At 68.7% G+C, this 25144-nt stretch carries 26 protein-coding genes; 6 read left to right on the forward strand and 20 right to left on the reverse strand.

What is annotated here, in order from left to right:
• The first annotated feature begins 119 nt into the window (after nt 1–119).
• The 3 genes from ACQFZP_RS13485 (at nt 120) to ACQFZP_RS13495 (ending at nt 3816) form a co-directional block, all read left to right on the forward strand.
• Complete coding sequence (locus ACQFZP_RS13485) at nt 120–1595, forward strand: DivIVA domain-containing protein (protein WP_211891671.1); 1476 nt, start codon at nt 120–122, stop codon at nt 1593–1595.
• A gap of 85 nt (nt 1596–1680) precedes the next feature.
• Complete coding sequence (locus tag ACQFZP_RS13490; protein WP_104311352.1) at nt 1681–2727, forward strand: AI-2E family transporter; 1047 nt, start codon at nt 1681–1683, stop codon at nt 2725–2727.
• Between the two features lie 63 nt (nt 2728–2790).
• A complete protein-coding gene (locus tag ACQFZP_RS13495) occupies nt 2791–3816 on the forward strand; it encodes a zinc-binding metallopeptidase family protein (protein WP_307852845.1) in 1026 nt (341 codons plus the stop codon).
• On the opposite strand, the gene ACQFZP_RS13500 is transcribed toward ACQFZP_RS13495, so the two are convergent.
• The 11 genes from ACQFZP_RS13500 to rpsB all read right to left on the reverse strand — a co-directional run bounded on the left by ACQFZP_RS13500 (nt 3788) and on the right by rpsB (nt 12449).
• Complete coding sequence (locus tag ACQFZP_RS13500; RefSeq protein WP_211891806.1) at nt 3788–4522, reverse strand: alpha/beta hydrolase; 735 nt, start codon at nt 4520–4522, stop codon at nt 3788–3790. The genes ACQFZP_RS13495 and ACQFZP_RS13500 overlap by 29 nt on opposite strands.
• Before the next feature lie 20 nt (nt 4523–4542).
• Nucleotides 4543–4899 (reverse strand): hypothetical protein, encoded by a 357-nt coding sequence (locus tag ACQFZP_RS13505; protein WP_249312497.1) that lies wholly within the window; start codon nt 4897–4899, stop codon nt 4543–4545.
• Nucleotides 4900–5003: 104 nt separating this feature from the next.
• A complete protein-coding gene (locus ACQFZP_RS13510; RefSeq protein WP_211891673.1) occupies nt 5004–5762 on the reverse strand; it encodes a lytic transglycosylase domain-containing protein in 759 nt (252 codons plus the stop codon).
• A 139-nt stretch (nt 5763–5901) separates the two neighbouring features.
• Nucleotides 5902–6555, reverse strand: a complete 654-nt coding sequence (locus ACQFZP_RS13515) for a transglycosylase family protein (protein WP_179557431.1) — start codon at nt 6553–6555, stop codon at nt 5902–5904.
• Between the two features lie 81 nt (nt 6556–6636).
• Nucleotides 6637–7245, reverse strand: a complete 609-nt coding sequence (locus ACQFZP_RS13520; RefSeq protein WP_211891674.1) for a hypothetical protein — start codon at nt 7243–7245, stop codon at nt 6637–6639.
• Between the two features lie 94 nt (nt 7246–7339).
• Entirely contained in the window at nt 7340–7900 is a 561-nt protein-coding gene (locus ACQFZP_RS13525) for a DivIVA domain-containing protein (RefSeq protein WP_244296327.1), read from the reverse strand.
• Nucleotides 7901–7955: 55 nt separating this feature from the next.
• Nucleotides 7956–9116, reverse strand: a complete 1161-nt coding sequence (locus ACQFZP_RS13530) for a phosphatidate cytidylyltransferase (RefSeq protein ID WP_258068052.1) — start codon at nt 9114–9116, stop codon at nt 7956–7958.
• A gap of 30 nt (nt 9117–9146) precedes the next feature.
• Nucleotides 9147–9701, reverse strand: a complete 555-nt coding sequence (gene frr, locus ACQFZP_RS13535; protein WP_104253187.1) for a ribosome recycling factor — start codon at nt 9699–9701, stop codon at nt 9147–9149.
• A 122-nt stretch (nt 9702–9823) separates the two neighbouring features.
• A complete protein-coding gene (gene pyrH / locus ACQFZP_RS13540) occupies nt 9824–10549 on the reverse strand; it encodes a UMP kinase (protein WP_104253188.1) in 726 nt (241 codons plus the stop codon).
• A 151-nt stretch (nt 10550–10700) separates the two neighbouring features.
• Nucleotides 10701–11531, reverse strand: a complete 831-nt coding sequence (gene tsf / locus ACQFZP_RS13545; RefSeq protein WP_104311347.1) for a translation elongation factor Ts — start codon at nt 11529–11531, stop codon at nt 10701–10703.
• Nucleotides 11532–11558: 27 nt separating this feature from the next.
• Complete coding sequence (rpsB, locus tag ACQFZP_RS13550) at nt 11559–12449, reverse strand: 30S ribosomal protein S2 (protein ID WP_104311346.1); 891 nt, start codon at nt 12447–12449, stop codon at nt 11559–11561.
• 309 nt (nt 12450–12758) lie between these two features.
• Between rpsB and ACQFZP_RS13555 the strand changes: the two genes are divergently transcribed.
• Nucleotides 12759–13301 carry a murein hydrolase activator EnvC family protein gene (locus ACQFZP_RS13555; protein WP_211891675.1) on the forward strand — a complete coding sequence of 181 codons (543 nt, stop codon included), beginning with the start codon at nt 12759–12761 and terminating at the stop codon, nt 13299–13301.
• Between the two features lie 154 nt (nt 13302–13455).
• Nucleotides 13456–14307 carry a hypothetical protein gene (locus tag ACQFZP_RS13560; protein WP_211891676.1) on the forward strand — a complete coding sequence of 284 codons (852 nt, stop codon included), beginning with the start codon at nt 13456–13458 and terminating at the stop codon, nt 14305–14307.
• Here ACQFZP_RS13560 and ACQFZP_RS13565 read toward each other — a convergent pair.
• The 4 genes from ACQFZP_RS13565 to ACQFZP_RS13580 form a co-directional block, all read right to left on the reverse strand.
• On the reverse strand, nt 14258–14635 hold the full coding sequence (locus ACQFZP_RS13565; protein WP_211891677.1) for a hypothetical protein: 378 nt from the start codon (nt 14633–14635) through the stop codon (nt 14258–14260). The genes ACQFZP_RS13560 and ACQFZP_RS13565 overlap by 50 nt on opposite strands.
• 12 nt (nt 14636–14647) lie before the next feature.
• On the reverse strand, nt 14648–14929 hold the full coding sequence (locus ACQFZP_RS13570) for a hypothetical protein (RefSeq protein ID WP_211891678.1): 282 nt from the start codon (nt 14927–14929) through the stop codon (nt 14648–14650).
• Between the two features lie 435 nt (nt 14930–15364).
• The gene (locus tag ACQFZP_RS13575; protein ID WP_104311344.1) at nt 15365–16270 is read right to left on the reverse strand and encodes a tyrosine recombinase XerC; all 906 of its coding nucleotides are present in this window, start codon (nt 16268–16270) and stop codon (nt 15365–15367) included.
• Nucleotides 16271–16322: 52 nt separating this feature from the next.
• The gene (locus tag ACQFZP_RS13580) at nt 16323–18464 is read right to left on the reverse strand and encodes an MMPL family transporter (protein WP_211891679.1); all 2142 of its coding nucleotides are present in this window, start codon (nt 18462–18464) and stop codon (nt 16323–16325) included.
• Between the two features lie 65 nt (nt 18465–18529).
• On the opposite strand from ACQFZP_RS13580, the gene ACQFZP_RS13585 reads away from it, so the two are divergent.
• Nucleotides 18530–19000 carry a MarR family winged helix-turn-helix transcriptional regulator gene (locus ACQFZP_RS13585; protein ID WP_104253194.1) on the forward strand — a complete coding sequence of 157 codons (471 nt, stop codon included), beginning with the start codon at nt 18530–18532 and terminating at the stop codon, nt 18998–19000.
• A 41-nt stretch (nt 19001–19041) separates the two neighbouring features.
• On the opposite strand, the gene dprA is transcribed toward ACQFZP_RS13585, so the two are convergent.
• The 5 genes from dprA to ACQFZP_RS13610 all read right to left on the reverse strand — a co-directional run bounded on the left by dprA (nt 19042) and on the right by ACQFZP_RS13610 (nt 25135).
• Nucleotides 19042–20364 (reverse strand): DNA-processing protein DprA, encoded by a 1323-nt coding sequence (dprA, locus tag ACQFZP_RS13590; protein WP_307852848.1) that lies wholly within the window; start codon nt 20362–20364, stop codon nt 19042–19044.
• 6 nt (nt 20365–20370) lie between these two features.
• Nucleotides 20371–22014 (reverse strand): YifB family Mg chelatase-like AAA ATPase, encoded by a 1644-nt coding sequence (locus ACQFZP_RS13595; protein WP_211891680.1) that lies wholly within the window; start codon nt 22012–22014, stop codon nt 20371–20373.
• A complete protein-coding gene (locus ACQFZP_RS13600; RefSeq protein ID WP_104311340.1) occupies nt 22011–22370 on the reverse strand; it encodes a YraN family protein in 360 nt (119 codons plus the stop codon). Before ACQFZP_RS13600 ends, ACQFZP_RS13595 begins: the two co-directional genes overlap by 4 nt.
• A gap of 251 nt (nt 22371–22621) precedes the next feature.
• Nucleotides 22622–24721, reverse strand: a complete 2100-nt coding sequence (locus ACQFZP_RS13605; RefSeq protein ID WP_307852850.1) for a RecQ family ATP-dependent DNA helicase — start codon at nt 24719–24721, stop codon at nt 22622–22624.
• A 90-nt stretch (nt 24722–24811) separates the two neighbouring features.
• Nucleotides 24812–25135 carry a DUF2469 family protein gene (locus ACQFZP_RS13610; RefSeq protein ID WP_068484088.1) on the reverse strand — a complete coding sequence of 108 codons (324 nt, stop codon included), beginning with the start codon at nt 25133–25135 and terminating at the stop codon, nt 24812–24814.
• Nucleotides 25136–25144: the final 9 nt, after the last annotated feature.

Here is a 25144-nt window from a genome sequence, read left to right on the forward strand (position 1 = left end):
GCGGGTTCCCACCGCCATTCTGTGCCTCATCAGGCTGCGTCTCCCACCCGCCGTCTAGACTTCACGATGTGCGCACGCGGTGGTCGCGCACTCGCAACCTGACTCACGCGGAGGCGTTCTTGGCATTCGACGACATCAACTTCAATACAGCGATGCGCGGTTACAACCGCGAAGAGGTCGACGAGGTCATCAGGTCGCTGCGCACCCAGCTCGCCCAGGCCGGGAACCAGGATTCCGGCGCGAGTCGCGAGATCGCGGCCATGCGCACCCGGATCAAGCAGCTCGAGACGGAGCTCAACGAGGTCGGCAACCCCACCTACTCCGGGCTCGGCACGAAGCTCGCCGGCACGCTCGCGACGGCCGAGCAGCAGGCCCAGAAGCTCACCGCCGAAGCCCAGCGCGAAGCGGACAAGATCCTGAGCGAGGCCCACCGAAACGCTGCGCGCATCCACCAGGAGGCGAACGACTACGCAGAGCGCGTCACACGGGAGGCCGATGTGCGGGCGTCTCGCGTCTTGAGCGACTCTCGCTCGGAAGCTGACAGCCTTCTCGAGAACGCCAAGCAGGAGGCCGACCTCACCCGCACCAACCAGGAGCGTGAGATCGAGACCGTCAAGGACCAGGTCACGACCGAGCTCCGTGAGCTGCGGCACTCCACCGACCTCGAGATCAGCGCGCTGCGCGCGTCCGTCGAGGAGGAGCTCGCGACCAAGCGCCAGGCTGTCGAGAACGAGATCGCCGAGTCCGCGGCTCGACTCTCCGAGCGCCAGCGCGAGATGGACAAGGTGCGAGCCGACTTCGAGCGCGAGGCCGCCGCTCGGCGCACACAGATGGAGCACGAGCAGGAAGCCGCGCGGCAACTCGCGAAGGGTGAGATCGATGCACTCCGCGAGGGCTCGGTGCGGGAGCTCAACGCGAAGCGCACGGAGCTCGATGTCGAGCTCTCCAAGCGCCGCAACGCGTTCGAGCAGCAGCTCGTCGCAGCTGGCCGGAAGGCGGAGGCGGCCGCGAAGAAGCTCATCGACGATGCCACCGAGCAGCTCGCCGATCTGAATCAGCGCAGCGAGCAGGTCCGACGCGAGGCGGGCAAGATCATGGCCGATGCACGCCGCCGAGCGCAGGAGACGCAGGACCAGGCAGAACGCAAGGCAGCCGATCTCCTCGAGACCAGCAACAAGCAGGCTCGCGAGCGCAACACCGAGGTGGAGCAGCACACGAAGAGCCTGCTCGACAATGCCGAGCAGCGCCTCTCCGAGCTCCGCGAGGAGCGCGACCAGGTGCAGAGCTACCTGGATCAGCTCAAGCGGGCGTTCTCTCGCACCGATTTCAGCCTGCCGGAGGCGGACGAGCAGATCACGAAGCGCCCGTCAGAGTCGGCGGATGAAGCCCCGGCCTCGAGTGAAGACGCAGCCGGTGCGGAGGCTCACGCGTTCGCCCTGTCCAGCGGCGGAGCGCAGTCGGAGTCGGAGCCGAACGAAGCCGATGCGTCGACGGACGAGCCCACCAAGCAAGAGGCCCCGGTTGCCGCCCAGTCCGGCGGCCAGAACCGTGGACAGAACGCCGGCCAGAAGCGTGGCGCACCCCGCCAGCGCTGACCCGCGCGGCGCGAACTGAGGCGGCACCGCGCGTCTAGAATCGGATCCCGGTCTCCGGCCGGGATCCGATCAGGGGGAACACCGCATGCGCATCGAGAATCCGTTCAGGCTCGGCTTCATCGCCACGATCGGCGTCCTCGTAGCGCTGGTACTCGGCGGGATGATCGCCTCACTGAGCACGATCCTCACGTACATCGGTGCCGCGCTGTTCCTCGCGCTCGGCTTCGAGCCGATCATCGCCTTCCTCGAGCGCCACCGGTGGCCGAGATGGGCCGCGATCATCTCATCCCTCGGCGGCGCCGCGATCGCACTGGGGCTGGTCGTCTGGGCACTCATACCGAGCATCTCGACGCAGGTCGAGCAGCTCTCGGTCCGCTACTCGTCCATCGTGAACGACCTCGCCGGCTCCAACGTCATCGAGTGGGTCGACGAGCGCTTCCCTGACCTGCAGGCGCAGGAGTTCGTCACCGACGCGCTCGAATGGCTGCGCAACAACCTCGCCACCATCGGCGGCGGCGTGCTCGAGGTCGGCTTCGGGATCGTGAACGCCTTCTTCGGCGTGCTCATCGTCTTCATCCTCATGCTCTACTTCGTCTCGAGCATGAACAGCATCAAGCGCGGCTTCTACCAGCTGCTTCCCGCCTCCCGCCGAGCACGCACGGCCGAGCTGACCGAGCAGATCACCGCGTCCGTCGGAAAGTTCGTGCTCGGTCAGCTGGCGCTGGGCCTCGCGAACGGCATCCTCTCCTTCACGTTCCTGTCGATCATCGGCGCTTCGATGCCCGCCGTGTTCGCGGTCATCGCGTTCCTCGGCTCCCTCATCCCGCTCGTCGGCACGCTCTCGGCGTCGATCATCATCGTGCTGCTCCAGTTGGCGCTCCTGCCGGTCGACAGCAGCGTCTGGTGGATGGCGGCCATCTACTACGTCGTCTACATGCAGGTCGAGGCCTACCTCATCAGCCCGCGCATCATGAGCTCAGCCGTGCAGGTCCCCGGCGCGATCGTGGTCATCGCCGCGCTCACGGGCGGCACACTCCTCGGCCTCCTCGGCGCCCTCGTGGCCATCCCCATCGCCGCCGCGATCCTCCTCATCGTCAAACAGGTCTGGATCCCCGCGCAGAACGAGCGATAGCTCCGTCGGCGAGTTCGAGAGCTCGTCGCGGCAACGGCTCCTCGTGGCCCTATGATTCGAGGCGTGCTGAGCATCAAGTGCCCCCGTTGCGCGTCGCTCGTGATGCTCGAGTCGCTCGCGTGCGCCGCCTGCGCGACGCCGCTCGCGTTCCACGACGAGACCCAGGCCTTCGTCGACGTGAGTGGCGGTGCCGTGCTCGTCGACGGCAGGCTCTGGCGGTCCTGCGGCAACCGGGACTGGAAGTGCAACTGGCTCGTGGAAGACGGCATCGCCACGTCGTCGTGCCTGTCGTGCCGCCTCGTGCGCAAGCGCCCCGCATTCGACGACACGCTTGCGCTCGAGAAGCTTGCCGAAGCGGATGCGGACCGGCGGCGACTGCTCGCGCAGTGCCTGCACCTCCGGCTGCCCATCGAGAGCTACGCGGACCACGACGGCGGCCTCGGCTTCGACCTGCTCTCGAGCCGGAGCTCAGGTCAGCGCGTCACGATCGGGCACGCGAACGGCATCATCACGATCGACCTGGCCGAGACGCTGGATGCGCACCGTGAGGCACTCCGCGTGCGTCTCGGTGAGCCATACCGGACGCTGCTGGGCCACTTCCGGCATGAGATCGGGCACTACTACCAGTCGATCCTGCTCGACGACGAGGTGCTGCTGTCCGAGTGCCGCGAGCTGTTCGGCGACGAGCGAGCGAGCTACCGTGAGGCGCTCGACCGCCACTACCGGTTGGGAGCCCCAGAGGGCTGGTCGGCCTCGTACATCTCCGAGTACGCGACGATGCACCCCTGGGAGGACTTCGCGGAGACCTTCGCGCACTACCTGCACATCCTCGGCTCGCTGTGGACGGCGGCCGCGTCGAACGTGCACCTGCAGCCGTCGACGACGCCCCTCATCGACTACACGGAGGAGCCCATCGAGCGGGTGCTCGCCGACTGGCACGAGGTGTCGCTCCTGCTCAACCGCTTCAGCCGGGCGATGGGTCAGAACGACCTGTACCCGTTCGTGCTGAACGCTCCAACCGAGGTCAAGCTCGGCTTCATGCACCGCATCGTGACGCGCATCACTCGCCGGGCGTCCACGACGAGCTGAGCGGAAGGGCAGCAGGGTTCGTGCGCCGCACGATCTCCGTCAGCACGCGCTTCGTCTGCTTCTCCCCCACCCAGAGGTGCCGACCCTCGTCGACGGGCACCAGCTCCAAGTTGGGAAGGTGCGCAATGCGCTCCGCCGCCTCATCTGGTTTGAGGAAGTCGTCATGTTCTGGGACGACGAGCACGACTGGGATGGTCGCATCCGCCCAGCGGTCCAGCTCGTCCTGGCTCGTGCGGCGCAGGGGCGGGGAGAGCAGGATGAGTCCTTGGACATCGGGGTGCTCGTGCCCGTGCTTGAGCGCCAGCTCGGTGCCGAAGGACCAGCCGACGAGCCACGGGTTCGGCAGCCCACGCTCGCGGACGAACGCCATCGCCGCCTCCACGTCAGCACGCTCCGTCTCGCCATCGCCGAACTTCCCGTCGCTCGTGCCGCGAGGCGACGTGGTGCCGCGCGTGTTGAAGCGGAGCACGGCGAGGTCGGCCTGGGCGGGGAGTCGAAGGGACGCCTTGCGGAGCACGTGCGAGTCCATGAACCCGCCGGCGGTGGGCAGCGGATGCAAGGTGACCAGCGTGGCGACGGGCTCCCGGTCGAGCGGCAGTGCCAGCTCGCCGACCAGCGTGAGGCCGTCGCTCGTGCGCAGCTCGATCTCCTCGCGGCGTGCGGGAAGCTCCGTGCCGCTCTTGATCTCGACCGTCGTGGCTTCCATAGGGGTCTTCGGTGCTTCAGTCACGCCATCCTCCAACAGTGGTTGTGCCAGTGCCGCCGGGCCGCCAGCGCATGCTCGTCGCCCAGGATGCCCTCGGCGCGCCAGACGACGACGTGCGCGACGCCGGCCTCGACAGGATTCGGGCATCCGGGGCAGACGTAGTCCTTGACGGCTCGCACCGCGGAGATCGGCTGCACGGTGTACGGGACACCCCGACGCACCTCGGTTCGCCGCCACCCGTCGCGCAGGTGCTCGAGCTCGTCGGCTGCTCCTGTGGCTCGATCCGCGGCAGCCTGCTGGCGCTTCGCCGCCCGGCCGCCCCTCGCTCGGGACGAGGATTCCCCGCCTTGGCGGCGGGAGCGGTTCGAGCGGGGCATGCCGACCATTCTAGGAAGTCTGCCCGCACTGGACCGACAGACAACGCCGCGTGACCCGGAGGTCACGCGGCGTCGTCTGTCGTGCGCTCGGGGCGCCGGGCGTCTCAGTACCAGTTGTTGGCTTCCGAATGCGCCCAGGCGCCGCACGGGGTGCCGTAGCGGCCCTTGATGTAGTCGATGCCCCAGCGGATCTGCGTCGCGGGGTTGGTGCGCCAGTCGGATCCGTGGGTGGCCATCTTGCTGCCAGGCAGTGACTGCGGGATGCCGTAGGCGCCGGATGACGGGTTCTCGGCGGCGGCGTTCCAGCCGGACTCGCGCTGCCACAGCTTCTCGAGGCACGCGAACTCGCCGGTGCCCCAGCCCATCGACGCGACGATGTCGGCGGCGACGGCCTTCGAAGTGCCGGGATCCGGTGCCACGTAGTCGGGGCTGCTGTACGAAGACGAGGAGGAGGAGGATGACGACGACGAGGAGCTGGACTCCTCTTCCGTTGGCGTCGGGGTGGGAGTCGGAGTCGGCGTCGGCGTGGTCACGACGATGCCGGCCAGGTCGTTCCTGCGCGGTTCAGCGCTCGAGGCTGCGGCGCCCTCGTCAGCAACTGCTTCTTCGTCCTGAGCCTCGACTGCGGAGACGAGGCTGACCTGATACCCCTGGGCACCCGCCGCGGTGAGATCCGCGACGCTCGGCGCGATCGCCAGCGCCGGTGACGCGCCTCCGGCGACGCCAGCCTGCAGGACGGCGGTGAGCGCCAGCGCGCCAACTGCGGTGCTGGCTGCGATGGGGACGATGATCTTCGCCCGTGAGCGTCGTGCGGCTGTCGGACGCGCTGCTCGCGTCGAGCCGGTTCGCTGCAACGTGGTCATTGATCTCCCGGGGTTGGAACTAGGGACTCACCGAGGATAACGGAATGGTTACGGAATGGCAACGAAAGCGACGGCAACCGCCCGGTCGCTCTCGCCCGAGATGCACCAAGGCAGCAGCCTTGGGATGCCTGAGAACGGCCTAGTAGCAGCTCCACTGACCCCAGCCGGCCTTGGCCTGCAGCATCTTCGCGCGCATCGTCTGCTCTTCGACGGAGGCCTCAGATGGGAGGCCTGTCCCGCCAACGGACTGCCAGGTCGGGATCGAGAACTGGTAGAGACCGTAGTAGCCGGCTGGGTTCACCGCGGCCGGGTTGCCGCCGGACTCGCACTGGGCGATGCGGGCAAGCGTCGCATCCACGCTCGGGTCGGAAGAGACGTTCGCCTCTTCGTACGAGCTGCCGCCAGACGAGCTGGTGTTCGGCGACGGCGCCTTGGGTGCAGGAGCTGGCTCCGGTTCTGGCTCCGGCGTGGGGGTCGGTGTCGGCGTGGTCACGACGATGCTCGCGATGTCGCTTGTGCGGGCCTCGGAGGCCTTCGCCTCATCGACTGCGGAGACAAGACTCACGGCGTACCCCTGTGCGCCCGCCACGGTGAGCTCGTCGACGGATGCAACGGAGAGCACCCCGCTCTCGCCATCGTTCTGAGCGCCAAGCTGCACCGTCGCGGTCACGGCGAGGGCCGCGATCGCGAGCCCAGCCAGGGTCGGCACGACAACACGAGCGCCGATGCGACGGCGGAGACCGGCGGGTCGAGAGGCCCGGGTTGAGCCGGTGCGGATATCTGTCGTGGTCATGCGGGTACTCCCAGGTGGTTCGCGTGTGCGCGGTCTTCAACTGCGGCGGTCCTCCGGCCAAGCCGAGCGGCGCCCCAGGACTCAGTAGGAGCCGTTGTGCTGGTTCCAGGCTGCGCAGGGGGTGCCCCACGCTCGGTCGATGTAGTCGATCCCCCACTTGATCTGCGTGATCGGGTTCGTCTTCCAGTCGGCACCCATGGTGGCGAGCTTCTCAGCGGGCCAGGACTGTGGGATGCCGTAGGCACCGGATTCGGCGTTCTCGGCCAGGTAGTTCCAGCCGGATTCCTTCATCCAGAGCTTGTCGAGGCAGGACATCTGGTCGGGGCCCCAGCCGTACTGGGACTTGACCATCTCCTCGGTGATCTTCTTGAGCGACGCGGGATCCGTCGGCACGACGTCGATGCTGACTCCCGAGCCCCGGTCGTCGATGGTGGCCCCCTGGGACGTCTCGCCTGAGACAGCCAGGACCGCGTACGCCTGGGCCTGCTCCTGCGAGAGCTCCTGCAGGTTCGGGCCGATGGAGGCATCCGCCGAGGCGGTGGCACCGGCGCCCGTGAGCGTCGTCACCGCGATGGCCCCTACTGCGACGACGCCGAGGGCCGCGGACCCGAAGATCGCGGCGCGGCGCTTCGCGCGTTGCTGACGGCGCTGGCGCGCACGCTCTCCGCGCGTTGCAGTGGCTTCCGGCATGGAGCTCCATCCGACGGGTCAAGGGGACCCGGCAATCGTAACGGGAAGGTCACGATTTGACAACGCTCAGGCCAACTGGAGGTGCGAGGGGGTCCTAACGAATCGCCAGCATGACGTCGATGACGGCGTCGATGAGGAGGTCGACCTGCGTCTCCTTGTAGCCGTGGCGCTTCGGAGTGAACGCCACTCCCCTGACCTCGCGCAGCGACATCGCCGTGCCGCCACGCAGGAAGTCGGCGAGCCGACCAGAGAACTCGTCGACCTCCTTGACGTCGTACCCACGCTGCAGAACGGAGACGCGATCGAAGCGCTCACCATCCTCACGGCGGAGTCGCGCCAGCACCGCGCGGGCCGTCGTCTTGGTCTCGCGGAGGAAGACCTCGCGGCCGACACGCTCGATGTGCTCATCACGCTCGCGAATGGCGACCGCGTCTTCGAGGCGCTCGAGCGCCGCATCCACGTGCGGAGCGGAATACCCGCCCTTGCGCATCGTGAACGCCGTGTGGCGGATGCTGCTCGTGGACAGGCGTTTGCCCTGCGTGCCGTTGTCGAAGTTGTCGTAGCGCTGCCGAGCGACGCGGAATGCACGGTCGACCTCTTCGGCGTCGTAGCCGAGGGTGCCACGAGGTGCCAGAGGGAATGAAGTGCTGCTCACGCCGACCATTCTGCCGCATCGTGAGCGAACATGGCGCAGGCTCCCCGGCGGGGCACTACCAGAGCGTCGAGTCGGCGCTCCAGAAATAGAGGGCGAACGCCATGGCACCCGACGGCAGGATCGAGTCGATGCGGTCGAAGAACCCACCGTGACCCGGCAGCCAGGAGCTCATGTCCTTGATCTTCAGGTCGCGCTTGATCATCGACTCCGTGAGATCTCCGGCGGTCGCGGTGATCAGCAGCAGCGGGCCCATGATGAGGCCGAACCACCATTGCTGGTCGAGGAGGAACAGGCTCACGAGGATGCCGACGACCACGGACGTCAGCGCCGCACCCGCGAAGCCCTCCCAGGTCTTCCCGGGGCTGATCTTCGGCGCGAGCTTGTGCTTGCCGAAGTTGAGCCCGAAGACGTACGCGCCGACGTCGACCGCCACGACGATGATGAGGAAGCCGAGCACCCACCATTGGCCGTCTTCCTGAGCTGTCAGGAGCACCGTGAACGAGCCCAGGTACGAGACGTAGATGAGGATCAGCGCCGCGGCGAGGAAATCAGCCCAGACCGCTTTCCGGGGCGGGCGGTCCTTGGAGACGGAGGCTTCGACGAGCCGCCACACGGTGACGACGAACACGCCGACCAGCAGCGCGATCCATTGCCCGACGACCTCGAGGAAGTAGGCGGCGGGGATGATGGCGACCGCCGCGGCCACGAGCGGGATGCGCGGCACGTCACGTCCTGCTCCGCGCATCGCGCTCGCCAGCTCGATCGTCGCGAAGACGACCATGGCGATCGCGAACGGGATGAAGAGCTCTTTGATGAAGATCAGGCTCGACAGCAGCAGCGCGCCGAGCACCACCCCGAACAGCACGGCGAAGGCCAGGTTGCGCCCGCTGCGGGCGTTGATCGCGTCATTGCGCGCGCGCAGCTTGTCGCGTTGCTCTCGCACCTGCGTGCGCGCGTTCTGGGCCCTCGACTCCAGGTCGTGGAGGATGTTCGCGCCGGTGTCACCGAGCCGAGACTGGGAGCGGAGCGGCGCCAGCGGCGGGGCCAGCTCGCCGTCAGAGAGGGTGGGGAGCTCACGAGATGCCATCGGGTCCCCGACGACGGGCTCCGCGTTGCCCTCACCGGCCGCCGGACCGAAGGCGCTTGACGTGTCATGCGCTTCGGGCTCCGTCGCCGAGTCCCGGACCTCCGGGTCCGGACGTTCGCCGGGGTCCACCCCGTCACTCCCAGTCGTCGACACGAGTGATTAGACCTCGAGGAGCTCGGCTTCCTTGTGCTTGGAAGCCTCGTCGATGCGGTCGATGTGCGCCTTCGTGAACGTCTCGAGTTCCTTCTCGCCGCGAGTGATGTCGTCTTCGCCGACCTCATCCTTGAGAGCTTCGAGGTCGGTCTTCGCCTTGCGACGGATGTTGCGGACAGCGACGCGAGCTTCCTCCGCCTTGGTCTGCACCAGCTTCACGTACTCCTTGCGACGGTCCGCCGTGAGCTCCGGCATGACGACGCGGATGAGGTTGCCGTCGTTGCTCGGCGTCACGCCGAGGTTCGGGCGGGAGACGATCGCCTTCTCGATCTCCTTCAGCGCCGACTTGTCGTAGGGCGTGATGACCAGCACACGGGCCTCGGGCACCGCGATGGACGCGAGCTGCTCGAGCGGCGTGGCCGTTCCGTAGTAGTCGACGGGGATCTTCGTGAAGAGCTGCGGGTTCGCACGCCCCGTCCGCACCGTGGAGAAGTCTTCCTTCGCGTGGTCGACAGCCTTCGCCATCTTGTCTTTGGTCTCGGTGAGCACGTCGTTGATCACGGGGTGTCCTTTCCAGGGCGTTCTGCATCATCCTACCGAGGTGGCGGGATGCGCACGCTACGCGCGAGGGCGCGGCGCGCTGACGAAATTGTCGCGGGGTGACGGTGTCTGGCGGGCGGCGGCTAGTCGAGGCTCGACGTGACGAGCGTTCCGATGTCTTCGCCCAGGATCGCGCGGGCGATGTTGCCCTCGGGGCTCATGCCGAACACTCGCATGTCCATGCCGTTGTCCATGCAGAGGCTGAAGGCCGTGGAGTCGACGACCTTGAGGCCGCGCTGGAGCGCATCCTGGTAGGTGACCGAGTGGAGGAGCTCCGCGGTCTCGTCGCGTCGCGGGTCGGCGGTGTAGACGCCGTCGACGCCGTTCTTCGCAACCAGCACCACGTCTGCGCCGACCTCCAGGGCGCGCTGAGCGGCAACCGTGTCGGTGGAGAAGTACGGGAGGCCCGCACCCGCACCGAAGATGACGACGCGACCCTTCTCCATGTGGCGCTTCGAGCGCAGCGGGATGTACGGTTCTGCGACCTGGCGCATCTCGATCGCCGACTGGACGCGGGCCGGGGTTCCTGCCTGCTCGATGAAGTCCTGCAGCGCGAGGGCGTTCATGACGGTGCCGAGCATGCCCATGTAGTCGGCTCGTGCGCGGTCCATGCCGGCGTTGGCGAGCTGAGCTCCGCGGAAGAAGTTCCCGCCGCCGACGACGATGGCGACTTCCACGTCGCGTGCGGCAGCGGCGATCTCCTTGGAGATGCTCGTGAGCACCTCGGGATCAACACCCATCTTGCCTGCACCGAACGCTTCGCCAGAGAGCTTGAGGAGAACGCGTCTGCGCGGGGCCTGTGGTGACATGTGTGCTCCTTGTGGGGGTCGCTGATCGTCCACGAGCCTACCTTGTGCCGAGCGGGCGCACGTCTCAGGCGGGCGCCTCCGCCGGTGGTCGGAGACGCGAAACGGGGCCGGATGCTGCTGCATCCGGCCCCGAATTCGTGAACGTCTGGCGTTACGCGCCGACGCGAATGCGACCGAAGTCGACGACGTTGACGTTTGCGGCGTCAGCGATCTTCTTCACGGTCTGCTTGTTGTCGCGAGCGTAGTCCTGCTCGAGGAGCACGATCTGCTTGAAGAAGCCGGTCAGGCGACCTTCGATGATCTTCGGAAGAGCGGCCTCAGGCTTGCCCTCGCTCCGCGAGATCTCCTCGACGATGACCCGCTCCTTGTCGATTGCCTCGGCAGGAACGTCCTCACGAGTGAGGTACTGCGGGTCGAACATCGCGATGTGCTGAGCGATGCCGCGAGCCGTAGCCGCGTCGTCGCCCTCGTACGCCACGACGACGCCGACCTGCGGTGGCAGGTCCTGCGAGGTGCGGTGCAGGTAGATCTCGAAGTTGGCTCCCTTGAGGAGGGCCACCTTGCGGAGCTCCATCTTCTCGCCGAGGATCGCAGCGACGCCGTCGATGGTCTCCTTGACGGTCGTCCCGTCGACGGGGGCGGCAAGCGCCTCCTCGAGGGTCGACGCGCCAGCGGCGGCCACAGCATCGAGCACCTTCTCGGAGAGGGCGATGAACTTGTCGCCCTTCGCCACGAAGTCGGTCTCGGTTGCGAGCTCGATGAGCGTCGCGGTGCCGTTTCCGTTGTCCTTCGCGGCGACGAGGCCTTCACTGGTGGAGCGGTCAGCGCGCTTCGCGTTGCCCTTCGCACCCTTGAGGCGGAGGATCTCGACGGCCTTTTCCTTGTCGCCGTCGGCCTCTTCGAGCGCCTTCTTCGTGTCGACCATGCCAGTACCGAGCTGCTCGCGCAGCTCCTTGACATCAGCGAGGGTGAAGTTAGCCATGTGTGGGGTTCTCCCTAGTGCTTGAAGTTACTTGGACTCTTCGACGGCTTCGACAGCCTCGACCGCTTCAGCGGCCTCGGTTGCCTCTGCGGGCTCAGCTGCTGCCTCGGCCTCAGCGGCTTCGGCAGGTGCCTCGACGACGGCCTCAGCGGCAGGAGCGTCGCCCTGCAGCAGGTCGCTCTCCCACTCTGCGAGCGGCTCGACCTCGGTCTGGCCCTCGGTCGGCTTCTGGTGGCGCTGGATCAGGCCCTCAGCTGCGGCGTCAGCGATGATTCGCGTGAGCAGTGCAACGGAGCGGATGGCGTCGTCGTTGCCCGGGATCGGGTAGTTGACGTCGTCCGGGTCGCAGTTCGTGTCGAGGATCGCGATGACGGGGATGCCGAGCTTCTTGGCCTCGTCGATCGCGAGGTGCTCCTTCTTGGTGTCGACAACCCAGAGCGCCGAAGGCGTCTTCGAGAGGTTGCGGATACCACCGAGCGACTTCTCGAGCTTGTCACGCTCGCGACGCTGGATGAGGAGTTCCTTCTTGGTGAAGCCGCGGGTCGTGTCGTCGAAGTCGACGAGGTCGAGCTCCTTGAGACGGTTGAGGCGCTTCTGGACGGTGCCGAAGTTGGTGAGGAGGCCACCGAGCCAGCGCTGGTTCACGTAGGGCTGGCCCACGCGCGTCGCCTGCTCGGAGATCGACTCCTGTGCCTGCTTCTTCGTGCCGACGAAGAGGATGGTGCCGCCGTGGGCGACCGTCTCCTTGACGAAGTCGAATGCAGCATCGATGTAGCCCAGCGACTGCTGGAGGTCGATGATGTAGATGCCGCTGCGCTCGGTGAAGATGAAGCGCTTCATCTTCGGGTTCCAGCGACGGGTCTGGTGCCCGAAGTGGACGCCGCTGTCGAGCAGCTGGCGAATGGTGACGACTGCCATGGTCGTTCTCCCTTGTGGAATGCGCATTGCTGCGCGCGGTTGTTCTCTGCGACCGGCGGCCGCACAGCCTGGTACCCAACGCGCATCCGCTCTCACACCGCAATGCGAGAGACCGATGGATGCACGCCTCGATGGGCACGCGAAGTCAGCCCGCTGGGCGGGCTGCTGGGCACAGTCTACACACGCGGAGTGTCGCGCGGAACAGCGGGGCACGCTCGACTCCGTTGTTCCCGCGCCTGGGGACAGGTGTCGTCCACAGGCAGCTGACCTCACCCGTCGAGCTGCTTCGTGGGCAAGCACCATGACTGCATGCACCGCCCATCGCCGCTCCGACAGATCACCACCCGCAGGGCCCGGATCCTCCGAGTGCTGTTCATCACGGCGCTCATCGGCAGCACGAACCTGATGACGGCACCGCACGTCTCGGCCGAGCCGGGCGGGTGGCTGTGGCCCGTCGAGGCCTCACCCCAGGTCACGCGCCCGTTTGCACTCGACACCCCGTATGGCCCCGGTCACCGCGGCATCGACATCGCCGCCGAACCCGGGAGCGAGGTCGTCGCCCCGGCGGCAGGGGTCGTCAGGTTCAGCGGCTTCGTCGTCGACCGCCCGGTGCTCTCGATCCAGCATGCCGATGGAGCGCTGACGAGCTACGAGCCGGTCGTCTCCGACCTCCGCCCGGGGGCTCCGGTCCTGGCCGGGCAGCGCATCGGCACGCTCAGTCCCGATCACCGACATACGCCGGAGGGCGCACTGCACGTGGGGCTGCGCCAGGAGGGCGCATACCTCGACCCCGCGCCGTACTTCGACGCCCTCCGTCCGAGGGCCGCAGTCCTGCTCCCCCTCTACCGGTGAACAGCCGGTGACCACACCATCTGCACCAGAAAGGCACCACATGTCTCTCCTTCCTCGACGCCGCTCACGAACCGCGGACGGCACTTCCCCAGGCCGACATCGAACTGCGCGCGGCCTCCTGGCCCGCCTGTCGCGAGCCGGAGCGGGAATCGCCATGCTCGCGATGGCCGCGACCTTCCTCCTCTTCTCCGGGGCGCAGTCCGCAAGCGCGGCGGGCTACGGCCCGGGCTTCGACGACGTTCAGAACGGCGGGCAGGGGCGGATCGGCGCCTACAGCTTCGAGGGACGCAACGTGTACTGCCTGCAGCCGTGGCTCCCACGCCCGCTTGACGAGACCACGAAAGGTGATGTGGTGGACGGCCAGCAGTTCCAGATGAACGATGACAGCACCGCGCGGGTGAACTGGGCGATCTCCACGCACGGGCAATCCGCTGACCCCGTCGTGACGAGCGCCGTCGCGATGTTCGTCTGGTCGCTCGCCGCCCCGGACAGCTACGCCAGCCACGGGACGAGCGGAGACGAGCACTACCTCGGACGAGTACCCGCGGACCGGAGGGGCGAGGTCAGCAGCACGCTCGCGACCATCCGCGAGGGGGCGACGAAGGTCGGAGCGCGAGTACTCGCGAACCACTCGGGGAGCCTGCAGTTCACCACCGACGCCGCCGATGCCAAGAAGGGCACCGTCACGCTGTCATCAGACCTCTCGGGCGCCACCGGCACGGTGGTGCTCTCAGGCGCGACCTTCGCGTCCACGGCAACCGACACCGCGACGCTCACCGTCGGGGAAGCATCACCGATCGTGGTCGTGCCCGCCGGCTTCGAGCGGGGCCCCGTCACGGTCAGCGCGACGGCGAAGGTCACCGCGCCGTCGGAACCATGGGCCGCGAAGATCCTGCTGCTCCACACCCCGGGCGCGCAGCTGCTCGGGAGCAGCGGAGGCACGGTCCCCGGCGAGTTCACCGTAGTGGGCCAGGACCGCGTGCCCCGAGTGCCGACGCCAGCCTGACACCGACAGCGACAGCGACAGCGACAGCGACAGCGACAGCCTCGCCGACCCCGACCCCGACCCCGACGCGCACGGCCGCTCCCCCGCGCATCCCGAGCCCAACGCCGTCCGTGACGGCACCACCCACGCAGGCTCCGACGCAGGCACCGACCACGACGCCGACGCCGACCCCCATCCCAACAGCTGCGCCGAGCATCACACCGACGCCCAGCAGCAGTCCGATCATGACGCCACCGCCCGCCTCGTCCGCTCCGTCGACGACAACGCCGACGGCGACGGCGACGGCGAAGCCGCCAGCACCCGACACGCAGACCCCAGCGCCCAGCACGACGCCCGCACCTCAGACCACCACAGACGCGCACACACCGCCGAGCACACCCGTCGCGGCGACCGTTGGCCCAAGCACTTCGCAGAGCCCGACAGCGAGTGCAACATCGACATGGACATCGACGGCAGTACCGCCGAACACCCCTTCCACGTCCACGTCCACGCCGGCGGGCACAGCGGGCACGGCGGTTGCAGGACCGACAACGCCGACGAGCCCCCAGCCGGAGGCACTCGCCCAGACCGGGGCAACGGCCGTGAGCTGGCCGCTCCTCCTCGGCGGTGGTGCACTTGTCATCGGCGCGCTCGCCCTGGCCTGGGGATTCCTGAGCCGACGACGCCAGGCCTGACACCCCTCACGAGCACTGCCGAACGGACGCGCTCGAAGGCCCCAGCCCACGCCAGCCAAGCGAGCAGACCGCGGGCCCAGCCCGGGAAGGGAGGCGCCACACCCAGAATGAGAGACACACCCGCGCATGCGCGCCGCGACGGACGACCCCAGCCGTCGCGGCTCCGCGCATGCCCCCCTCGCCCTCTCGAACACCAGAACCTGCGGACGCGAACGTCAGCCGCAGATGCAGACGCAGACACGGACACGGACACGGACACGGATGTGAACGCAGACGAAGGCGTCAGACGACTGCCCCTGACGCGGACACGGACAAGAACGCGAACGCGAACGCGAACGCGAACGACATCATCGTCTGAGCACGCGCGGCACCGGTCCGGCCGTTCAGGCTCGTGGATGCGCCTGCACGTACGACGCCCTCAGCCGATCGGCCGAGACGTGCGTGTAGATCTGCGTCGTCCCGAGATCAGAGTGACCGAGGATCTCCTGCACGGCCCGCAGGTCGGCTCCCCCGTCAAGCAGATGTGTCGCCGCCGTGTGTCGGAACGTGTGCGGGCCAGACGGACCCCCGCCGGGCGCGGCCCCGAGCACCTCCCGGGAGAGGGCGTACACCGTGCGAGCATCCATTCGCCCACCGCGCACACCCAAGAACAGGGCCCCGCCAGACTGAGGCTGCTCCAGCAACGGTCGACCAGACGAGAGCCACCCATCGATCGCCTTCGCGGCGTGAGCACCGAAGGGGACAACACGCTCCTTGTCCCCCTTCCCGACGACCCTGACGACCCGCCGACCGAGATCAACGGCGCCGACGTCCAGCGAACAGCACTCCGAGACGCGGATGCCGGACGCGTAGAGCAGCTCGATGATCGCGAGGTCACGCACCTCAACAGGATCACCGCTCGACGCGCGATCCGCGAGCGCATCGAGGATGCCCCGCATCCCCTCTGCCGACACCACCCGAGGCAGAGTCGAGCCAGCCTTCGGGCTCTTCAGGCGACGAGCAGAGTCCGCACCGCGGCCCGTCTCCTCGAGCCACGACGTGAACCCCCGGAACGAGGCCGCCATCCGAGCAAGGCTCGACGCAGCCTTGCCCGCCTGCGTCTGCTGCCACAACACGTCGCGGAAGACCTCCAACGTGAGCCCGTCCAAGGCGTCCACACCCTGGTGCTCGCACGAGTCGAGCAGCAGACTCAGATCGCTGGCATACGCCTGGACCGTCCGAGGGGACAACCCGCGCTCGGCGCGCAGCGAACGCAGGTACGTGTCGACCGCATGCGAGAGCTCCTGCATGGCGACCATCGTAGGTCGCCACCCGGAGAGCTGGCGGCGACCCGGACAACTCCTACGGCTTGGCGTGCGCCGGTTCGGACGGGCTGGATCCCTCATGCACCGATGCATCCCGCGCCGAAGCGGCGTGCGCCGGTTTCGCGTGAGCCGGGTGCCTGCCGCCGGGGGCCCCCTTGCTCGGCCACCAGAAGCGGTCCCCCGTCAGGAACGCAAGCGCGGGCACGATCACCGTGCGCACCAGCAGGGTGTCCAGCAGGACACCGACGCAGACGATGATGCCGATCTGGGTGAGCGTGATGAGCGGCAGCACACCGAGCGCGGCGAAGACCGCGGCCAGCAGGATCCCGGCGCTCGTGATCACCCCGCCCGTCGCCGACAGGGAGCGGATCATGCCATCCCTCGTGCCGTGCTTCGCGGCCTCCTCGCGTGCCCTCGTCACGAGGAAGATGTTGTAGTCGACACCGAGGGCGACGAGGAACAGGAAGCTGAACAGCAGCACGGACGTGTCGAGGGCCGGGAAGCCGAAGACGCTGGTGAACAGGAGCCAGCTCGCCCCAACTGAGGCGAAGAATGAGCCGACGACGGTCAGCAGGAGCAGAATCGGCGCCACCAGTGAGCGCAGCAGCAGCAGGAGCACGACGAAGACGACGGCGAGGATCAACGGGAACAGCAGGAGCTGGTCGCGGTCCTGGGCGGCCTGCTCGTCAAGCGCCTGCGCGTCGAGCCCTCCCACGATGGCCCCCGCCCCGTCGACCTGTGACAGCTCGGCGCGCAACCGTTCAACCGTGGCGAGCGCTTCCTCGGTCTCCGCAGGAGACGAGAGGGCGACGTCGATGCGCGTCAGAGTTCCATTGGAATCGCCCACCACCGCCGACGCGACGCCCTCGATCTCAGCAGCTCGCTGCGCCACCGCCTCCGCCTGGTCAGCCTGCGAGACGACGATCGCGGGGGCTCCAGCCAGGTCGGGGAAGTGGTCGTTGAGCAGCTCCTGACCGACGACCGCCTCCGGTGTCGACGTGAAGCGCTCCGTCTGCGCGAGGCCGACCTTGATGCTCGGCGCGATGGCCGCGAGCGCGATGAGCACGACGATTCCTGCTCCAGCCACGACGGCCGGACGCTTCGAGACGCCCGTGCCGAGCTTGAACCAGAACCCCTTGCCGTGCTGGTCGTCGCCGACTCGAGGCACCACCGGCCAGAAGATCCCTCGGGGGAACAGCACGAGCGTCGCTGGCAGGAGCGCGAGCGCGAAGGCCATCGCCACGACCACTCCGATGGCGCAGGCCAGGCCGAGCACGACGTTGCCGCCGAGCGAGGCGAAGAGCAGCGTCGCCAGGCTCAGCGCGACAGTGCCACCGCTGGCGATGATGGCGGGACCGGCTCCGCGAAGCGCCGTTGCCATGGCCTCGCGCCGGTCTTCCGAGACGCGGAGCTCGTCGCGGTACCTGGCGATGAGAAGGAGGGCGTAGTTCGTGCCAGCGCCGAAGACGAGCACTGACAGGATGCCCTTGATCGATGCATCCATCGTCAGATCGAAGGCGCCAACGATGCGGGTCGAGACGATCCCCGCGACGCCGTCGGCGAGACCGACGACGGAGAGCGGGATGAGCCAGAGCACCGGGCTGCGGTAGGTGACGATGAGGAGGAAGGCCACGACGAGCACGGTGACGGTGAGCAGCGTGAAGTTGGCGCCCTCGAAGACGGCTGCGATGTCGACGGCGAAGCCCTCGGGCCCGGTCATGACCGGGACCAGACCATCTGGGAGTCCGTCTGCCGCTGCGGCGCGGAGCGCTTCGGCCCGCGCGGACTGCGCTTCCACGTCGCTCGTGGCGTCGAGGGGCACCGTGAGGATCATGGCCTCGCCGTCTTCGGCCGGGAAGGCGGGCGGCAGGGCCTCGACTCCGGCCGCTTCGGCGATGCCGGGGCTGGCCGCGGCGACGGCGGCGAGGTCGTCGGGCGTGAGCGCCTCACCCTCACGATGGAACACGAACAGCGCGGCCGAGCTGTCCTCGGTCTCGAAGGATGCGAGCGCCTCCTCCACCTTCGCCGACTCGGCAGATGCGGGCAGGTCGCCCGCCGGTGCCACGTCGCCGCTCTCACCCGAGCCCCAGAAGAAAGCGAGGCCGCTGAGGGCGACGAAGACGGCGATGACGATCGCACCACTCGCCTTGCCGGTGATGAATCGGATGATCCCGCCCATGGTCGAACCGCCTAAATCCACTAGTAATCAATTTGCTTAGCTAACTTAGCGCTAGGATGGATGTCATGCAATCCGGGGATGAGCGGGGTCGCGCGTTTCCGCGCGTCCATGAGTCGACGGCGCTGCTGCGCGAGATCCTCACGATCTCGGACGAGTACGAGGTGGTCGTCGCGAAGGAACTCGACGTGAACCACACCGATCTGGTCGCCATGCAGCACCTCATCTCGTCGGGTCATCTCACGCCGTCCGACATAGCTCGGAGGCTGGGCATCACGACTGCCGCGGTGACCGTCGTGGTCGATCGGCTCGTGAAGGCGGGGCATGTGCGCCGGGAGCCGAACCCGAGCGACCGTCGCGGTGTGCTCGTCGTGCCGGATGAGGGGTCGACGGCGAAGGCTCGCGGCCTGCTCGCGCCGATGATCATGGACATCGACTCGGTTGCCCAGGAGTTCGATGAAGGCGAGCGCGAGGTCATCGTCCGCTACCTGCAGGGCGTCGTGTCGAGCTACCGCGAGCACCTGCAGCCGCCGCGCTGACCACGACTGCCCGGGGGCCGGGGGCATCCGACGCCCCGTCATCACCTCGTGTTCGGCGCTTTCACCCATCCGGCGGGCGTCTCGCGAGCGAGCTGATGCATCTCGAGCTCGGCGAGCCCCGCGGCGGTCTCGGCTGTGGTGAGCCCGGCCGAAGAGCCGACGGCGTCGATGCGCTGCGGTCTTGCGACTCGCAGTGCGTCTTTCGCGCGAACGGCGTTGGAGGAGAGTCGCTCGCTGACGTCAGCGACTGAGCCGCGCTCCCCTGGCCACGAAGCGCCGTCCGGCAACGCCAGCTCAGCTGTCTGGCTCTGTCCGAGCATCTCGACGATGTCGTCGACGGAGGTGATGAGCGTCGCGTCCGTTTCTCGGAGCAGACGATGGCAGCCCACGGATGCCGCGCTCGTGACGGGGCCGGGCACCGCACCGAGTGGTCGTCCGAGTGTGAGCGTGTGGGCGGCCGTGTTGGCGGCACCAGAGCGACGGCCCGCCTCGACCACGACCGTGGCGGAGGCGAGGGCGCTGATGATCCGGTTGCGCTGGAGGAACCTCCACCGGGTGGGCGCCTGGCCGACCGGCAGCTCCGAGACCAGCGCACCCTGCGCGATGATGCGCTCGAGCAGCGCACGGTTGCCCTGCGGGTAGAGCCGATCCGGGCCGCCCGCCAGCACCGCGACCGTCGTGGCGTCTTCCGCGAGCGCGACGCGGTGAGCGACTGCGTCGATGCCGTACGCCCCGCCGGAGACGAGCGCGTAGCCGCGGTTCGCGAGCCCGCTCGCGAGCCGCACGGTGACTTCTTCGCCGTACGTGGTCGAGGCTCGGGCTCCGACGAGGGCCACTGAGGGGGCGAGCTGGCGAAGGGTGTCGACGGAGCCGCGCACCCAGAGCGCGCACGGGGCATGCGGTCCGAGGTCATCGAGCTGCGTCGGCCACTCCGGGTCGCCCGGAAGCACGGCCAGCACTCCGAGTTTCGCGGAGTTTCGCAAGATGGCCAAGGTCCGGTCGATATCGAGGCGATCTCGCCATCGCTCGAGGGCGGAGGCGAGGTCGGCGAGTGGGATCCCCGCCCCGGATCCGCGCTCCCTGGCACGCTGCAGCAGCGCACCCGAGGTGACGGCGTCGAGAGCCGCGACTGGCCCGAGCGCTCCGAGGAGGAGCCCCGCAGTGGCATCGCCTGGTTCGACGGTGCACGACCAGGCGAGCTGCGCGATGCGGGCTCGCACCTCGTCGTCCCTCGTCGCGTCGGTGCCAGGCCTGCTCACCCCCGAGAGCGCCGCGCGCATCTGGTCGACGTCAGGCCGACCGTGACGGGTCGCTTCCGCAGCTGCAGAGGACTGGTGGGTGCCTGGTTCGAACGGTGTGTGCACGGCGAGCTACCCCAATCTGATTCGGTAGGAGAGTGCCTCTTGGACGTGCTGGAGTTCGGGGCGAGGCACCCCGGCGAGGTCCGCGATCGTCCAGGCGACCCGGAGCACACGGTCGTGCCCGCGCATGGTGACCTGCCCGCGCTCGAGCGCAACCGCGAGCGGCGCGTACGCCTCTCGCGTGGGGCGGTTGGCGGGAGTTCGGAGCCATCGTGAGATGACTCGGGCGTTGAGGCTCCAGGGCGTGGCTGCCAGGCGTTGGCGTGCGCGCTCCCTGGCCAGGCGGACCATCTCCCGCGCATCGGCGGTGCTGGTGGCCGATCGTGCGCCAGAGCTGCCGGGTTCTTCGAGCTGCGCCTCGTGGTCGACGAGTCGGGCGCGGGCCGCGGAGACCCGCTCGACGCGCAGCTGGAGGTCGATCCGGTCGAGCAGCGGACCGGAGAGGCGAGCGAGGTAGCGTCGAGGTGCGGATGCGTCGCAGCGGCAATCGGCGTCTGGGTCGCCGTGGTTGCCGCAGGGGCAGGGGTTCGCGGCCAGCACGAGCTGCATCTCGGCCGGGTAGGCGGCCCTCCCCTGCGCACGATGGATCTCGATGACGCCGTTCTCGAGTGGCTGCCGCATCGAATCGAGCGTGTGGCGTGAGAACTCCGGCGCCTCGTCGAGGAAGAGCACTCCGCCCGTCGCGAGGGAGATGGCGCCTGGGCGGATCATGCCGCTGCCGCCTCCGAGCAGCGCGACCGTCGAAGCCGTGTGGTGCGGCGCTTCGAACGGCGGCCGGCGGTCGAGGCGCGCTGAGAGCGGAATGCCGCGGAGCGAGCGAACCGCGGCAAGCGTGACGGCCGCCTCAGGTTCGAGATCGGGCAGGATGCCCGGCAGTCGCTCCGCCAGCATGGTCTTGCCTGCGCCTGGTGGCCCGAGCATCAGCAGGTGGTGGCCGCCGGCTGCGGCGATGACGAGGGTGCGCACGGCCGCTTCGTTGCCGACGACGTCGGAGAGGTCGAGCGCCGTGTCCTGCTCGTGCTGCTGCAGGTGCTGGTGCGGGCGGGCGCTGTCGCCTGGCTGCTTTTCCCGTGCGGTGGACCTGGCTGCGGGGCTGGAGGGATACGCCAGCTCCTCCGTGAGGTCGTCGGCGTCCGCGCCGTAGTGCAGCGCGACGGCCCGGAGCGAGGCGACGGCGACCACGCGGATGTCCTCGACGAGCTCCGCCTCGGCTTTCGAGTCTGCCGGCACGACCACGGTGTCGAACCCCGCGGCCCTGGCGGCGGCGACGGCCGGCAGGACGCCGACGACCGCCCTGACCTGCCCCGTCAACGAGAGCTCCCCGATGTGCACGGCCCTGGTCGGCGATTCTGCTGAGATGATGCCCGCCGCGGCCAGGAACGAGACGGCGATCGCGAGGTCGAACCCGGCGCCGTGCTTGCGCAGCGACGCCGGGTACATGTTCGTGATGACTCGGCTGGCCGGCAGCGGGCATCCGGAGCTCTGCAGCGCGGCTCGGACTCGCTCGCGCGCTTCCCCGAGCGAGGTGTCGGGCAGCCCGACGAGCTTGAAGAACGGCAGGCCGGGGCTGATCTGCGTCTCGACCTCGACGAGCTCGCCTCCGAGCCCCTCGAGCGCGATCGCCACCGAGTGGCCGACCGTGCCCTGCGTCACGCGCCGACCCCAGCAACGTGCTCCACATTGGGCGCTCGGTCGTGCGGCGCGACCACCGCGACCACGTCGAGGCGCATCGCGCCGCGCTCATCGGGATGCGCGAGCATCCAGAGCCCCGCGAGTCTCCGCATGCGCGCGAGCTTCACGGGCGTGATCGCCTCGAGCGGATGCCCCGCCGCGGTCGAACGCCTCGCCTTCACCTCCGTGAAGACGATGTACCCGCCCTGCCGCGAGACGATGTCGATCTCGCCCTCCCGACAGCGCCAGTTCCGCTCCACCACGTCGTGGCCGTGCTCCTCCAGGTACGCGGTCGCGAGATTCTCTCCGAGCCGCCCCAGCTGATCCTTGGCACGCATCCGCACCACCTCCCTTGCCGGGAGTCTGACCTGCCACGAGCGTCCGACCAGCGACGAGGAGGGACGGTGTGGACAACCTCTTGCCCACAGTCACGACGTCAGCAGAGTGCGGCACGGCAACGGGGCAGTGGCTTCGGCAGCGTGCCGACGTCCGGGAGACGTCGGCGTCAGAGGGACGCGGTCGCCCCCAGCCCTGCTCGGGGGCACCCGAGAACAAGCCCGGCTGAGCCCGGCTGCAGTCGGGCCCCGGCTCAGCCCTTCTGCGCGAGGGCCAGCGGCAGCACGGCGCTCGCCCCGGCGAGACGAAGCTCGCGCGCGCACACCGTCATCGTCCAGCCGCTGTCGACGAAGTCATCGATGAGGAGCACGGGCCCCGCCGGGACCTCAAGCGAGCCTGCCGAGAACCGGCCCTCGACGTTCGAGAGCCGGAACGCGCTGTTCCCTCCAGGCTGACCGGCAGGCCCGCCGCGGACCAGGTCCAGGGAGCCGAGAAGTGGTAGGCGGCCCGCCTCGGCGATGCCCTCGGCAAGCGACGCGCTCAACCTGGGCCTCGAGCGCGATGGGACGAAAGCAACGGCCTGCGGGCGCGCGTCCCACTTCCACTCGGAGAGGATGCGGATGCACGCCTGCAGGAGCGGCCCCGTCACGGCCGTCTCCGGACCGGCAGCAGCGAACAGCTCGCGCAGCGGCCCACCCCAGCCGAGGTCGCTGAGCCGCGCGAGCACACGCCCCTCGGCCGCCTGCTGCTCTTTCGGGATGCGCCCCTTGAGGTCGACGCCGAGGCTCGCCATGCCGCTCGGCCATTGGCGTCGCGGTGCGATGTCGGCGCCGACACGGTCGAGCGCGGCACCGGCCCGCGCCTGCACCGCCGCGTCTGTCGTCGAGTCGAACCAGATGCCCGCGCAGTTGTCGCAGCGCCCGCACGGGGCGGCAGTCGAGTCGTCGAGCTGTCGCTGCAGGAACTCCATGCGGCAGCCGTCGGTGCGCTCGTAGTCGATCATGGCCTGTGCCTCCGCGGACCGGGCCGCGGCGATGCGCGAGTAGCGGTCGCCGTCGTAGCTCCACGCCTGCCCGGTGGAGACCCAGCCGCCCTGCTCGCGCCGCACGGCGCCGTCGACATCGAGCACCTTCAGCAGCAGCTCGAGGCGCGACCGGCGGAGGTCGACCGCAGACTCGAGCGCGACCGTCGACCTGGGCGAACCTCCGAGCGCGCCGAGTACCGCCTGGGCGCGCTCCTCGTCTGGCATGGAGACCGTCGCGAAGTACTCCCAGATGGCACGGTCCTCCTCACCTGGCAGGAGCAGCACGTCGGCGGAGGCGCTTGATCGCCCGGCACGGCCCACCTGCTGGTAGTAGGCCACAGGTGACGACGGTGCGCCGAGGTGCACCACGAAACCCAGGTCGGGTTTGTCGAAGCCCATGCCGAGCGCACTCGTCGCGACGAGCGCCTTGACCTCGTTGCGCTTGAGCGCGCCCTCGAGGCGCTCGCGCTCGTCTGGGTCGGTCTTGCCCGTGTACGCGGGCGCGTGGATGCCCGCCTCGCGGAGCGCCGCTGATGTGTCTTCGGCGCCAGCCACGGTGAGGGTGTAGATGATGCCGGACCCCGGGAGCTCGTCGAGGTGCTGCAGCAGCCAGGCGAGTCGCTCACGGGCGTTGCCGAGCCGCAGCACGCCGAGGCGCAGGCTCGCACGGGCGAGCGGGCCGCGGATGGTCAGGATGCCGCTGCGGCCGAGCTGCTCCTCGATGTCGTGCACCACGCGCTCGTTCGCGGTCGCGGTCGTCGCGAGCACGGGGATGTCGGCGCCCAGACCGGAGATCAGCGACGCGATGCGTCGGTAGTCGGGGCGGAAGTCGTGGCCCCAGTCGGAGATGCAGTGCGCCTCGTCGACCACGACGAGGCCCGTGCGTGCCAAGAGCTCGGGCAGCTGCGTGTCTCTGAACTCGGGGTTGTTGAGCCGCTCGGGCGAGACGAGCAGCACGTCGATCTCGTCGGCCGCCAGCTGCTCGCGGATGCTCGCCCACTCGTGCGCGTTCGCCGACGACATCGACACGGCGCGGACACCCGCCCGGCTCGCGGCCTCCACCTGGTCGCGCATGAGCGCGAGCAGCGGCGAGATGAGGATGGTCGGGCCCGCTCCCCTGGCGCGCAGCATGAGGCTCGCGATGAAGTAGACGGCCGATTTGCCCCAGCCCGTGCGCTGCACGACGAGGACTCGCCTCCGCTCATCGACGATCGCCGAGATCGCCTCGAGCTGCCCGTCGTGGAAGACTGCGTCGTCTCGGCCGACCAGGGCCCGGAGGATCTGGGTTGCGGCGGCTGCGGTGGCCTCGGGAATCGTCGTGTCTGTCACCCCATGAGGCTCCCACGAACCACCGACATCGGCGTTCAGGCGGCGCGTCGCGTCCGCTCGAGCGCGAGTGCCCTCCGGGGCCCGTCCGCGCTACTCGTCGAGTGCGAGCTCCTTGGGGAGCTCGAACTCCTTCGAACCGGTCTCCTCGACGTTGACGTCCTTGAACGTCAGCACTCGAACCTGCTTCACGAAGCGGTCGGAGCGGTAGATGTCCCAGACCCAGACGTCCTTCATCGTGAGCTCGAAGTAGAAGTCGTGCTCGGTGTCGCGCCTGACCAGGTCCACGCTGTTCGCGAGGTAGAAGCGGCGTTCGGTCTCGATCACGTACTTGAACTGCCCCGCGACGTCGCGGTACTCGCGAAACAGGGAGAGCTCCTGCTCGCGCTCGTAATCGTCGAAATTCTCGTCGTCCATGATCCGCCC

Origin of the sequence: Pseudoclavibacter sp. Marseille-Q434 (assembly GCF_050315415.1) — a bacterium.
Taxonomy (GTDB): Bacteria; Actinomycetota; Actinomycetes; order Actinomycetales; family Microbacteriaceae; genus Pseudoclavibacter.